This window comes from Xenorhabdus bovienii SS-2004, from assembly GCF_000027225.1.
GTDB lineage: Bacteria > Pseudomonadota > Gammaproteobacteria > Enterobacterales > Enterobacteriaceae > Xenorhabdus > Xenorhabdus bovienii_C.
In genome coordinates this window covers 2413902-2426624 of the sequence record NC_013892.1, presented here as the reverse complement: position 1 = coordinate 2426624, position 12723 = coordinate 2413902, and the positions used below count along the sequence as shown (strand labels likewise).

Annotated in this window: 11 protein-coding genes, 1 tRNA gene, 1 other RNA gene and 1 pseudogene; 6 read left to right on the top strand and 8 right to left on the bottom strand. The window is 41.7% G+C overall.

Annotated elements, in window-relative coordinates; genetic code table 11:
• Positions 1-11: 11 nt before the first annotated feature.
• From pncA to sppA, 3 genes are all read right to left on the bottom strand, one after another.
• Positions 12-647, bottom strand: a complete 636-nt coding sequence (gene pncA / locus XBJ1_RS10345; RefSeq protein ID WP_012988877.1) for a bifunctional nicotinamidase/pyrazinamidase — start codon at positions 645-647, stop codon at positions 12-14.
• A 23-nt stretch (positions 648-670) separates the two neighbouring features.
• Positions 671-1690 carry an asparaginase gene (ansA, locus tag XBJ1_RS10340; RefSeq protein ID WP_012988876.1) on the bottom strand — a complete coding sequence of 340 codons (1020 nt, stop codon included), beginning with the start codon at positions 1688-1690 and terminating at the stop codon, positions 671-673.
• 110 nt (positions 1691-1800) lie between these two features.
• Positions 1801-3711 carry a signal peptide peptidase SppA gene (gene sppA / locus XBJ1_RS10335; protein ID WP_012988875.1) on the bottom strand — a complete coding sequence of 637 codons (1911 nt, stop codon included), beginning with the start codon at positions 3709-3711 and terminating at the stop codon, positions 1801-1803.
• Between the two features lie 167 nt (positions 3712-3878).
• Here sppA and XBJ1_RS10330 point away from each other — a divergent pair, with 167 nt between their 5' ends.
• The 4 genes and pseudogenes from XBJ1_RS10330 (at position 3879) to XBJ1_RS10315 (ending at position 6984) form a co-directional block, all read left to right on the top strand.
• Entirely contained in the window at positions 3879-4430 is a 552-nt protein-coding gene (locus XBJ1_RS10330) for an NAD(P)H nitroreductase (RefSeq protein ID WP_012988874.1), read from the top strand.
• 12 nt (positions 4431-4442) lie between these two features.
• Positions 4443-4825, top strand: a pseudogene (gene selD, locus XBJ1_RS22515) (selenide, water dikinase SelD); the annotation flags it as partial.
• Positions 4826-4857: 32 nt separating this feature from the next.
• Positions 4858-5043 (top strand): AIR synthase-related protein, encoded by a 186-nt coding sequence (locus tag XBJ1_RS22510; RefSeq protein ID WP_230578222.1) that lies wholly within the window; start codon positions 4858-4860, stop codon positions 5041-5043.
• A 6-nt stretch (positions 5044-5049) separates the two neighbouring features.
• Positions 5050-6984 (top strand): DNA topoisomerase III, encoded by a 1935-nt coding sequence (locus XBJ1_RS10315; RefSeq protein ID WP_012988871.1) that lies wholly within the window; start codon positions 5050-5052, stop codon positions 6982-6984.
• Positions 6985-7045: 61 nt separating this feature from the next.
• Here the strand turns inward: XBJ1_RS10315 and xthA are convergent, their stop codons facing one another.
• Positions 7046-7852 carry an exodeoxyribonuclease III gene (gene xthA, locus XBJ1_RS10310; RefSeq protein ID WP_012988870.1) on the bottom strand — a complete coding sequence of 269 codons (807 nt, stop codon included), beginning with the start codon at positions 7850-7852 and terminating at the stop codon, positions 7046-7048.
• A gap of 649 nt (positions 7853-8501) precedes the next feature.
• Between xthA and XBJ1_RS10305 the strand changes: the two genes are divergently transcribed.
• On the top strand, positions 8502-9365 hold the full coding sequence (locus XBJ1_RS10305; protein WP_012988869.1) for a helix-turn-helix domain-containing protein: 864 nt from the start codon (positions 8502-8504) through the stop codon (positions 9363-9365).
• Positions 9366-9536: 171 nt separating this feature from the next.
• Here the strand turns inward: XBJ1_RS10305 and XBJ1_RS19880 are convergent.
• The 4 genes from XBJ1_RS19880 to XBJ1_RS10290 all read right to left on the bottom strand — a co-directional run bounded on the left by XBJ1_RS19880 (position 9537) and on the right by XBJ1_RS10290 (position 11384).
• A non-coding RNA gene (locus XBJ1_RS19880) (RtT sRNA) lies at positions 9537-9689 on the bottom strand.
• 41 nt (positions 9690-9730) lie between these two features.
• Positions 9731-9815, bottom strand: a tRNA-Tyr gene (locus tag XBJ1_RS10300).
• A gap of 191 nt (positions 9816-10006) precedes the next feature.
• Positions 10007-10855 (bottom strand): formyltetrahydrofolate deformylase, encoded by an 849-nt coding sequence (gene purU / locus XBJ1_RS10295; protein ID WP_012988868.1) that lies wholly within the window; start codon positions 10853-10855, stop codon positions 10007-10009.
• Between the two features lie 67 nt (positions 10856-10922).
• Positions 10923-11384: a YchJ family protein gene (locus XBJ1_RS10290; RefSeq protein WP_038198885.1), complete on the bottom strand. Its 462-nt coding sequence runs from the start codon at positions 11382-11384 to the stop codon at positions 10923-10925.
• A 152-nt stretch (positions 11385-11536) separates the two neighbouring features.
• Here XBJ1_RS10290 and rssB point away from each other — a divergent pair, with 152 nt between their 5' ends.
• Entirely contained in the window at positions 11537-12562 is a 1026-nt protein-coding gene (gene rssB, locus XBJ1_RS10285) for a two-component system response regulator RssB (protein ID WP_038198883.1), read from the top strand.
• The last annotated feature ends 161 nt before the right edge of the window (positions 12563-12723 follow it).

The window sequence follows — 12723 nt, the reverse complement described above, 5'->3', positions numbered from 1 at the left end:
TGGTTGCCGGTTTAAAAAAGTGTTGTTAATTCATGCAGTGGGATTAGCTTAGCGCCTTTAGTTGCCATTTCCTTAAGTGCTTTCAGGCTGTCATTATCCTGAAGATTGACGCCACGACAACCATCAGTAATCACGTAGGTTTCATAACCTTGTTCCAGTGCATCCAGTACTGTAAATTTTACGCAGTAATCTGTAGCGATACCCGACATAATCAGTCGTTGAATATTTTGCTCCGCCAGCCACCCATGTAGCCGGGTTGCGCTCTTATGGTCATTATCAAAAAAGGCACTGTAGCTGTCTATCTGCGGATTTTCACCCTTACGGAAAATTTCTTGAATAGCGGATTGATTCAACGCAGGATGAAAATCTGCGCCCGATTGCCCTTGTACACAATGAACGGGCCACCATATTTGAGGAATGCCATTGAGCAACCCAGATTCTCCAACAGGCTGACAGGCATTGACTGCAAAACTCATATGATTGGCGGGATGCCAGTCCTGACTTGCGATAATAGTAATATTGTTTTTCTGGCAGAGGCTGATAGCCTTATTCGCTATTGCGATGACCTCTTCACTCTCTTTGACTGCCAGTGCTCCCCCTGAGCAGAAGTCATTTTGCAGGTCGATAAGTAATAATGCTGTTTTCATTATACCTCCGATTTCTTTTTCTATTATTTATCTGAATAGCTCAATTCGCCACGTAGATTCTGTTGCATAAGGTGGCGGATCTCTTCGGATTCATAGGGCTGGCTCAATAAATAGTGCAATTTGGTCAGGGTGGCTTCAAAAGTCATATCATAGCCACTGATTACACCTGATGTAGCCAGAGCGTGGCCGGTTGCATAACCTTTCATGTTGACGCGCCCAGAAATGCATTGTGTTAAATTGACCACGATAATACCCCGTTCAGTGGCTTCCCTTAAGATCTTCAATAAATCAGCACGTTGTGGAGCATTACCAACACCATAGGAGCGCAATATCAATGCCTTGACAGGTTGCATCAGGATATTTTCAACAACTTGGCTGGATAATCCCGGATAGATGGTCACAACACCAATAGGCTGTGATGTGATCTGGTGTACGGTAAACCCACCATGACTGGCAGGTATCGGGCTTGTATTGAACGTACGGATGTTGATCCCAGCTTCGATCAGTGGCTGACAGTTGGGGGATGAGAAGGCTTCAAAGCCATCAGCATGGGCTTTAATTGTTCGGTTCCCGCGAAACAGTTTATTGCTGAAAAATAAACCGACCTCGTTGATGGGATAGTTAGCAGCTAGATACAGAGCATTAAGTAAATTTGTCTGACCATCAGAACGCAGAGCTTCCAGTGGAATTTGTGACCCTGTCACGATCACAGGCTTTTTAAGATTTTCAAACATGAAAGAGAGTGCTGCTGCGGTAAAAGCCATGGTGTCTGTACCATGCAGGATCACAAAGCCATCGTAGTCATGGTAATTCTGGTAGATATCGTTGGCGATAATTCCCCAGTCGTTTGGACTCATATCAGAAGAATCAATCAGAGGTTGGTGTTCACGGATTGTAAAGGTTGGCATTTCTGGACGGTGAAACTCCGGCATCTGTGAGAGTTGTCGTTGTAAATGACCAGAAACAGGGATGTAGCCATTAGGGGAGCGCTGCATTCCAATTGTGCCGCCAGTGTAAACAACGTAAATAGATTTCTTCTGCATGTTAACGCCTCAATAAAAATACTCAGCCGGATTATAGGGAGTATATGGAATAAAAAAAGCCTGATGTAAGGATCAGGCTTTAAATTTGGTGATATTGTCTGACGTTACTTCTAGCGGATATCTGCACAGTTCAGGCAGAACGTATAGATATTCTGAGGATCATTCATACGGTTATAAAATACAGCTTGCTGCTTCATATCTTGCGCAATTTGGGCAATTGGAGCCGGCAGCATTGATTGCAGGGTATTTGGCAACAGTGCTTGTGCTGATGAGGAAAACTCCAGCATGAGTTTTTCAGAGAATGAGAGTTCTGGTTGCATCCAATTCAATGATACTGTTTTGATACCAGCCAATTGAGCAGCTTTATTGACTGCATCATCAAAGTCACCTAACTGATCGACCAGACCATTTTTCTTGGCATCACTGCCACTCCAGACTCGACCCTGAGCGATTTCTTTAATTTCGTTCTGTGTCTTCTGGCGAGATTGTGCGACCAATTCGATAAATTTATGATAGCCACTTTCAATAGACAGTTGCATAACATCAGAAAACATAGGGTTTATTCCTTTGGTAACTGAAATGTCTGCCAGCGGATACGTTGAAATACCGTCTGTATTTACACCAAGATAATTTAAGCCTTTTTCGTAAGTATTGAGAACACCAAAAACACCGATAGAGCCTGTCAGCGTATTTTTGTCAGCGATGATGTAGTTAGCTGGGGTTGAAATCCAATAACCCCCTGAGGCAGCAAGTCCACCCATGGACACAACAATCGGTTTTTGATTTTCTTTAACAGTATGACCTTCTTTATTTTTTACTGTTGTGCCTTCACGGATAGCGACGAGTTCACTGCGGATAAGTTCAGATGCACTGATACTACCACCGGGGCTGTTCACGCGTAACACAATGGCTTTTATATTTGGATTCAACCGTGCCTCGCGAAGTTGTTCCGCTATGGTATCACCACCCGCTATGCCTTCTGATTGTCTGCCATCCATGATTGCACCTTCGGCAATAATTACGGCAATGTTGCTATTGCTTTGATCAGAATTTTTGATTGGCTGCTGTGCGATATAATCATAGAGGCTGATGTAATTGAAATGTTTGTTTTTCTCATCCCAACCAAATTTGTTGCTTAATTCTGTTTCAATAACATTCCGAGGTTTAATTTCGTCAACTAACTTATTTTTTGCAGCGTACAGTGCACTATCTCCACCCGCTTGACGGAATTCTTCAATAAACTGGGTAGGTTCCGGCAGCACTCTAACGGCAGGGATTTTTCTGTTAACTGCAATCGTATTGCGGTAATTGTTCCAAAGTTCATTCAGCCAGAGACTATCTGCTTGGCGTGCTTCTTCTGACATATTGTCCCGTGTCATTGGCTCTACCGCTGATTTATATGTGCCGACACGGAAAATATGGGTGGAAACTTTCAGACTGTCCAATAATGACTTGTAATACAGATGATTGGTTGAGAAACCATGAAGAGACACTGCTCCATGTGGAGAAAGGTACACTTTATTGGCATAGCTGGCTAAATAATATTGTGGTTGGCTATAACTATCACTGATGGCGATAACGGTTTTACCAGCTGCCTTAAACTCATTGATAGCCTTACCAATATATTGCATGGAGGGCTGATCGGCACCGAGAAAATTATCCAGTTTTAAGACCATACCAGTAATTTTAGCGTCATGTTTTGCCCGTCGAATACTGTCAACAATGTCGAACAGAGACGTTTCCTGTGAGCTGCTACTAGACACGCCGATAAGATCCCGGCCAAATTGATCTAATGGACTGCGGGCGGAGACTTGATCCACAACAATACCAGACAGATCAACATATAAGGCTCCGCGATAATCATCAACGGATTTGGATTGTTGCTGATAAACTAGAACACCAGTAGCTACTACAATAACTAGTAGGATAAAAATCAGATTTGAAATAAGTTGGCGAGCGAAATTTAGCAGTTTCCAACTCCATTTAAATAATGCTGTTATAAACTTCCATAAAATACGCATGTCGTCTCCAAGTATGAGAGCAAATAGGGTTATCCTAATCAGCTAATCCGTAAATGTCAGCCGGAAATCACAGGAATGACTGAAAAAATAGTTTCTGTACTTTCATTTAGTAACGAATAAACAGAGAATGTTGAGCCGTGACAGATTATCTTATTCAGGAGAAAATTATGAATGCTTTGGAACTTTTATTAAATCGTCGTTCAGCTTCACGTTTGACCACGCCCGCTCCCGAAGGAAATGAGCTGGAGTATATTCTGGCAGCAGGGATGAGAGCGCCAGATCATGGGGCATTGCGTCCTTGGCATTTTGTCGTCATGCAGGGCGAGGGTATTGATAAATTCAGTAAATTGTTGGAAAAATCAGCGATTGAGAATGCTTTGGGCCAAGAAGTTGAGGAAAAAGCGAGAAATGCACCTTATCGTGCACCCATGGTTATCACTGTTATCGCCAAAGTTGTTGAAAATACGAAAATACCTGCATGGGAGCAAGTCGTAGCGGCTGGTTGTGCGGTACATGCCATGCAAATGGCGGCTGTGGCTCAGGGGTTTGGTGGAATATGGCGTTCAGGATCATGGACAGAAGATCCCGTTGTCAAAGCAGGTCTGGGATGTGGAGAGAATGATAAAATCGTCGGGTTCCTCTATTTGGGAACACCTGTACTCAAAGCACCTGAAAAAGTAGCATTACCGGATTTGACTAACTTTGTTAGTTACTTCTAAGTGAAATCAGCTATGCCAACTGAAATCCGTCTGACTCAGTATAGTCATGGTGCTGGGTGTGGCTGTAAAATCTCACCCAAAGTGCTGGAGACTATTCTGCGCAGTGAGTGGCCAAAATTTTTCGACCCAAATCTGCTGGTGGGAAACGAAACCCGTGACGATGCTGCCGTATACGATATCGGCAATGGTACTGGTATCATCAGTACCACGGATTTCTTCATGCCTATTGTCGATGACCCATTTGATTTTGGCCGCATTGCAGGCACTAATGCCATCAGTGATATCTATGCGATGGGCGGAAAGCCAGTCAGGCGATTGCGATTTTGGGCTGGCCAACTGCTAAACTATTCCCAGAAATCGCGCAAAAAGTTATTGAAGGAGATCGGGCCGTATGTAAATTGACAGTTATGGACATTTGATTGGGGAGATGACAGCGCGTCAGCGCCATCTCTTGTGTGATCCACAAACTTCGGGTGGTTTATTGCTGGCAGTACTGCCAGATGCCGTGGAAGAGGCGAAAGCCATTGCACGAAGCCACAACATTGATTTAATTGCCATTGGTGAACTGACTGAACCACACTCAGACAGGGCATTGATTGAAGTTATTGAATAAAATTCCATGCGTCTTTTTATTGCAGAAAAACCCAGCCTCGCGCGAGCTATTGCAGATATTTTGCCGAAACCCCATCGTCGGGGGGATGGGTTTATCGAATGCGGTAACAACCAATTTGTGACTTGGTGTGTAGGCCATCTATTAGAGCAGGCCGAGCCAGATACCTACGATAGCCGTTATGCGCGTTGGGTCTTGTCTGATTTACCGATCATTCCTGAAAAATGGCGGTTGAAGCCACGGGCTGCTGTGGCTAAACAGCTCAACACGATTAAATCCCTTCTGGAAAAAGCGGACGAAGTTATTCACGCAGGTGACCCTGATCGCGAAGGGCAGTTACTGGTGGACGAAGTGCTGGATTTTCTGAATCTTAGGGATGATAAAAAACAGAACGTCCAGCGCTGTCTGATTAATGACCTGAACCCTCAGGCGGTAATCAAGGCGGTTGAACGTCTGAGAAGTAATCGGGAATTCATTCCCCTGTGTGTTTCCGCACTCGCCAGAGCCAGAGCCGACTGGCTCTATGGCATTAACATGACCCGTGCTTATACATTATTGGGGCAGAATGCTGGCTATCAGGGAGTGTTATCTGTCGGACGTGTCCAGACACCGGTTTTGGGACTGGTTGTTCGTCGTGACGAAGAAATAGAGCACTTTGTGCCGAAAGATTTCTTTGAAGTTAAGGCGTACATTGTTACGCCAAACGAGGAACAATTTACGGCCTTATGGCAGCCTAGTGAATCCTGCATTGATTTTCAAGATGAAGAAGGACGGCTCATACACCAGCCATTGGCAGAGCATGTAGTGGCTCGTATTACGGGCCAGCCTGCTTATGTTACTGCCTATCAGGATAAGCGGGAATCAGAAACGGCACCGTTGCCATTTTCTCTTTCTTCTTTGCAGATTGAAGCGGCCAAGCGTTTTGGTTTAAGTGCTCAGAATGTACTGGATATCTGTCAGCGACTTTATGAAACCCATAAACTGATCACCTATCCGCGTTCTGATTGCCGTTATTTGCCTGAAGAGCATTTCGTCGGGCGTCATGCTGTCTTGAATGCCATTTCGATACATTCTTCTGATTTACTTCCGCAGGATGCACTGGAGAGTGATAAGAAGAATCGTTGCTGGGATGATAAGAAAGTTGATGCACACCATGCGATTGTTCCGACTGCTCGAAGCAGCCAAGTCAATTTGACAGAAAATGAAAGGCAAATTTATGGTTTGATTGCCAGACAGTATCTGATGCAGTTTTTACCTGATGCGGTATTCCGTAAATGTACGATTGAACTTGATATTGCGGGTGGCAAATTCATTGCTAAAGCGCGTTTTCTGGCCGAAGCAGGTTGGAGAACTCTTCTTGGCAACAAGGAGCGGGATGAGGAAAATGAAGGCACTCCATTGCCTGTTGTTGCCAAGGGGGATGAGCTTTTGTGTGAAAAAGGGGAAGTGGTGGAAAGGCAGACTCAACCGCCGCGCCCTTTTAGCGATGCGACTTTACTATCTGCTATGACAGGTATTGCACGATTTGTACAGGATAAGTCACTGAAGAAGGTGCTACGTGCGACGGATGGATTAGGTACAGAGGCAACAAGAGCCGGTATTATTGAACTGCTGTTCAAACGGGAATTCTTGTACAAAAAAGGGCGTAATATTCATGCAACACCTGCTGGACGAGCACTTATTCATGTATTGCCGGATATGGCAGTATTACCGGATATGACTGCACATTGGGAATCCAAATTAACGCAGATCAGTGAGAAACAGTTTCGTTATCAGGATTTTATGCTGCCCCTTCAGGAAACATTACAGCAGTTAATCTGGCAGGCGAAGCAGTATCGGAACTTGAAAGCTTTTAGGGACTTGCCTCCTGTTCCTATGAAAGGCAAAAAAGGGAAAACAAAACAGGTAAAAAAGGGCAAAGAAAAAGTGAATAAAACGGAGTAAGAGTAACCAGAATGAAAACACAGCACCGTTATTGAAGGTGCTGTGTTTTCATGTCTGAAAACTATATTCCAAACTCCGCCCAGACCGGTGCATGATCAGATGGTTTTTCCATGCTGCGGATAGCGTAATCTATGCCAGAAGAGAGGCACCGTTCTGCCAATGGGCGGCTGGCAAGCAGCAAATCAATGCGCAGCCCTCGATTATCATCAAACCCTTTTGAGCGATAGTCAAACCAAGAGAACTGGTCACTGGCTTCTGGATGCTGTGCCCGGAATGTGTCGATTAAGCCCCAGTCTTTAAGACGTCCCATCCATTCTCTTTCTTCCGGTAAAAAGGAACACTTCCCCGTTTTTAACCAGCGTTTCTGGTTATTTTCTCCGATCCCAATATCGAGATCAGTTGGGCTGATATTCATATCACCCATAATGAGAATATGTGAATCTGGAGATTGGTTTTTTTCCAGATAGCGATTCAGGTCCTGATAAAATTTTTCTTTTGCTGGAAACTTAACCGGATGTTCACGGCTTTCGCCTTGAGGAAAGTAACCGTTGATTATGGTCATTAAGCCTTGCGGCGTTTCGATATCAGCCATGATGATGCGCCTCTGTGCGTCATCATCATCAGTAGGAAAGCCTTTACGAACAGTAACGGGTTGCTGACGGGTGAGCAGGGCAACACCGTAGTGGGATTTTTGGCCGTGATAGAAGATGTGGTAACCAAGTTTGCTAACTTCTTCTAAAGGAAACATTTCATCATGAACTTTTGTTTCCTGCAATCCGATAACATCTGGTTGGTGCTGTTCAACGATGGCAGCAAGTTGGTGAGGACGCGCCCGCAGGCCATTAATATTGAATGAGACAAATTTCATATCGTTATAATCACCATTAGAATAAGCTGTTTTTCAATGTTAACAGATATAAATAAGAATGTAACTATTTATTAAATAATAATTTTTGGCTGATTACTTGGATATTTAGCTATTTTACTCCTATATGACATACTATACTGAATATAATACTCTCATTACCTGAAATTTTGAGTGAGTAATCGTTTTAAATAATGAAAACCATAGAATTAATAAATGGTAAGTTAATGGATGAATAACGGTCTGTTAGTTATAATTGGTTATATTCAACATTTGATATTATAATTTTTGAAAGTGTTTTTATTTTATAAATTTATTTTGTGTCACGCATTACAAAAAATAATTAATGAAAAAGTAGAAGAGTTAATCAATCTCTGATAGAAAATTAAACGTGTAGGTCATGCTTATATTTATTAATGGCTTACAATCACGGTGGAATATTCATCATGCTATAGATGAATAATATAGTTCATCTAAACCGCATTATTGCATCAGGGACTGGTATTTTTATATAAATGCCATTTGAAAAACATTTGTTTTTATTGTACAAAATTATACCTTCATAATATCAAGTTTGATTTAGCGGTTACCTGATGAGAAGGCCATTTCAAGGAAATTATTTTAGCCACAAGTTACATAGGAACGGTGAATTATGTTTTTTTCTCGTAAATTAGAAGCATTCATGGCGGTGGTGGAAATGGGTTCTTTAAGCAAAGCGGCAAGAGTGATGAACCGTACTACTCCCCCAGTCGCTAAATCAATTAAAGACTTCGAAGCGACGTTAGGAAAGCGCTTATTTAAAAGGGAGAAGTTTGGGATGATTCTGACCAAAGACGGAGTGGAACTATATAATGACCTAAAAGAACTTTATTTGAAAGAGAAAGAAATTACAAAGAAACACATCAGCGGGAGTATTTGTAATGTTGTAAATATATACCATGATTGGGGTAAGAAAAAGCATCTAATTTCGCTTTATAAAGCAGCAGACAGAAATAATGCTCAAGTTAATATATTACGCTTCAGTTATGATAACATCGATGAAATAGTTGACTATGAGGGCAATACGATAATTTTAAGCTCAGAAAAAGTACTCAGTGATCGATTCAGCCTTGTCCGAAAAATTGAAGGACCAAATTTAGGGATCTGCTGCCGTAAGGAATTATTGGATGAGGTTCACGGCGACTTTACTCAATTGCTGAAAAAGAGAACATGGTTATGTGACCCAGTACTCTATAAAGGTAATTTGATAAAGAATTTAGAAGAAGAAATGATAAAAAATGGAGAGAAAGTCAATATACGGCAAATGGATAGTATCGAGTGCTGTCTTAATTTTATTCAGTCAACAGATTATATCTTTATTACAGATTCCCACTCTGGTGCATTGGAAGAGGGAGAAAGCTTAGGCTTTATTCCAATATCACGAACTGATGCAGTTAATCAGTGTTATGTCTACAAATCAAAATCTCATTCAAGTGTGTTAAATCGCTTTATAGACTCTGTTAGCGATATGGAGTAATCAGATTGCATAAGCGGAGTGAAATATCATACCCAAACTCCGCTCTTGGTGCTTATTCAAATACGCTAATTTTGTAATATTCATCTGCTCTTTGAGCGAATTACTTGTTCTTTCCCCATGCGGACACCTGTTGATTGTGGCAGTTGATGAAAGTAACAGAACATCTATTTGATGGTGTGGGGGAAGGATAATTCGTTACTTCTTTCCCCTTCCTACGGATCAACGAGTTTCGCATATTGTTATCTTACTTCACATACTGTTATTTCGCTGTGATTAATTCGAGCCTTGATCGAAGGTTTTTAGCTTACTCAAAGTGGGAATTTATTGACTTTTGGATTTATTGGATATTAAGAATATTTCTTGGATGGTGGTGGGGGAAGGATTCGAACCTTCGAAGTCTGTGACGGCAGATTTACAGTCTGCTCCCTTTGGCCGCTCGGGAACCCCACCAAATTTTTAAATTGTATGCTATCGTTGACAGCGGACGGCATAATATCAGATAAGCCGCCGCTGTAAAGTAGATAATTGAAAATAAAGTATCAAATGCTGATTTTTTAAACTTGATGCTCAAATCCCGTTCCATCAGGTCAGATCATCAACAGCAATAAGTACCTGACAGATAAAAAATACTTTATCTTTTATCAGAGAATAACAGTACGATTACCATACACAAAAACCCGCTGAGAAAAGACCCAGTGCAATGCCTGACTCAGCACATTTTTTTCAACATCCAATCCTGCGCGCTTCATCTCCTCGGCAGTATAGGTATGATCCACATTTATCACATCCTGTGTGATGATTGGGCCTTCATCCAAGTTATCATTCACATAATGTGCAGTAGCACCTATTATTTTGACGCCACGCTCATAAGCCTGATGATAGGGGCGGGCACCAATAAAAGCAGGCAAGAATGAATGGTGAATGTTGATGATTTGGTTCGGATAATGCTGAACAAATGCTGGCGTCAAGACACGCATATACTTAGCGAGTACAACATAATCGGGTTTATATTGTTCGATTTGAACCATCAATGCTTCGTCATGTTGTTCTCGGGTTAAACCATCATGACTAATGTAGTGGAACGGAATATCAAATTGTTCCACCAAGTGTTGCAGGATCGTATGGTTGCCGATAACGGCAGCAATCTCGACATCCAATCCGCCATAAGCGCTTTTTACTAAGATGTCACCGATACAATGAGCTTCTTTTGTCACCATAATGACAATACGGCGACGACCTGCTGTATTTAATTCACGGTTTGAACCCGCAGGCAAGGCATCATCCAAATCGGCTAGAAATGTTTCATCATTGAAAATACCTTCCAGCTCTGTGCGCATAAAAAAACGGCCAGTACGATGATCTACAAATTCATTATTTTGAACAATATTCAATTGATGCTTGTAGCAAATGTTCGTGATCTTTGCGATTAATCCTTTGGCATCAGGACAGATTGTACGCAAGATTTTTTTTTGTATGTTTGCGTTTTGCATGGATTACATGATCCTTAAAGGTTCTTCACTGTGTGTGAGTTGTTGTGTTTGATATTTGGATATTGATCTAGCCACAGCACTTTTTGTATTTTTTGCCTGAACCACATGGACAAGGACTATTACGGCCTGTTTGGGGACGTATGCCATCTAAATAAAACCAATGCCGGTCAATGCGCAAAAAACGGGAGCGCTCATGGATCAATTGTCTATCTTGCTTTCCTTGCTCAATAAAGCAGGCTGAAAATTCGACATAGGCTTCGTTATTATGTTGCCCTTCACTTGTCTCAATAACATTTAGACCTAGCCACTGTACACTCGCAAAACTTTGTTCTATTTCAGAACGCCAGCTTTCAGCTTGACAATCCGGGTGCCAAGTTGCGATGAGATAATCTGCATTTTTTGTTGCATAAGCACTATATCTGGAACGCATCAAAGATTCGGCATCTGGAGCGGAGTGGTGATTTTCAAGATAGGGGCCGCAGCAATGTACGAAAAGAGAGTCGCTGCCACAAGGGCATATTTTTGTCAAAATAACTCCAGTTGTTTAAATAGTTGCTGTTAATATGACCGATACTGCAAAGATATGTAAGAGTACAAATAGTAATGACCTATTGGACTATCATTGGCTGATGATACCCGAATATGGGTAATAGCCGCAATGCTTGGTAAGGGGCTACTGTTGTGGAAAAGGTATTGCAGGATAAGAGGATATTAGTTGTAGAGGATGAACCCGTTTTTTGCTCCTTATTAACAGATTACCTAAACTCTCTGGGTGCGATAACGATGTGTGCATCAAATGGAGAAATGGCATTACAGATGGTTGATAGAGAGATAAAACCTGAACTCATTTTCTGCGATTTAAGCATGCCTATTATGGATGGCATTGAATTTATGAGCCATATGGCGATGAAGGGATTGACTATTCCCATCATTATTGTTTCCGCAACAAGTAAGATGACGGAGATAGATGATGCGCTGCGCCTTGGAGCTAAAGACATTCTGTTAAAGCCGATAGCCAATCTCAATGAGGTAAAGGAAATGGCTTTGGATTATTTACATCCGAAGGTATTTATGTCTGATGCGATAGAGCAAAACCGCCTGATTCAGGAACTGTCGAGACTAAAACAAAATACGGAATCAGTCTGGTGTTTATTAAAACAACTACAGCCACCGGTCTCCCAAACTATTGCTAACTGTAGGGTAAATTACCGCTTATTAAACACAGTAGGTAAAATGGGTTTGGTTTTTGACATCACAGCACTTTCTGATAATGAAATGATTTTCTATTGTCTGGATATTAGCCGTTCGAAAGATAATGGTGCTGTATCTGCACTGCTATTGAGAGTAGTTTTCAATAATTTATTGAAAAAACGAAAGTTTCATAAAAAAAGTGGTCTGCCAGATATGCAAGAGATCATGAACTGGGTGAACCGGATATTAAATGATACGGAGATTTCAGAACCACTTCCATTATTATTGGGTTATTACAATACGCATAATAAAACCATCTTAATGTCATCAGCAGGATTAAGTGCGCGTATTCAGTCTGGTAATCATCAACAGCAGTTGGGTAGAGGGATTCCTCTTGGTACGTTGAAGATAATTCATTCACATCAGGTATGTGAACATAGTTCTCTTTGGCAATGCCGCATATGGAATAACAAAAATCAAATAAAACTGATGTTTTCTCCACCATTTTATCAGTGATCCTATAACATTTATGCACCACTCTCAGGCGATATTAAATATTGAATTATGGGAATGTGATTAAACGCCAGCGTGCTGTATATCTAGCTGAGTTAGCTGGTATACTTGAGCGCATCATTTTTTACGCCTGCTTACGCGGGCGATTTTCTTCACACATCCGT

Excerpts from the sequence above, each read along its gene's own strand:
- pncA (WP_012988877.1), bottom strand. The coding sequence starts at position 647 with ATGAAAACAGCATTATTACTTATCGACCTGCAAAATGACTTCTGCTCA.
- ansA (WP_012988876.1), bottom strand. The coding sequence starts at position 1,690 with ATGCAGAAGAAATCTATTTACGTTGTTTACACTGGCGGCACAATTGGA.
- sppA (WP_012988875.1), bottom strand. The coding sequence starts at position 3,711 with ATGCGTATTTTATGGAAGTTTATAACAGCATTATTTAAATGGAGTTGG.
- XBJ1_RS10330 (WP_012988874.1), top strand. The coding sequence starts at position 3,879 with ATGAATGCTTTGGAACTTTTATTAAATCGTCGTTCAGCTTCACGTTTG.
- XBJ1_RS22510 (WP_230578222.1), top strand. The coding sequence starts at position 4,858 with ATGACAGCGCGTCAGCGCCATCTCTTGTGTGATCCACAAACTTCGGGT.
- XBJ1_RS10315 (WP_012988871.1), top strand. The coding sequence starts at position 5,050 with ATGCGTCTTTTTATTGCAGAAAAACCCAGCCTCGCGCGAGCTATTGCA.
- xthA (WP_012988870.1), bottom strand. The coding sequence starts at position 7,852 with ATGAAATTTGTCTCATTCAATATTAATGGCCTGCGGGCGCGTCCTCAC.
- XBJ1_RS10305 (WP_012988869.1), top strand. The coding sequence starts at position 8,502 with ATGTTTTTTTCTCGTAAATTAGAAGCATTCATGGCGGTGGTGGAAATG.
- purU (WP_012988868.1), bottom strand. The coding sequence starts at position 10,855 with ATGCAAAACGCAAACATACAAAAAAAAATCTTGCGTACAATCTGTCCT.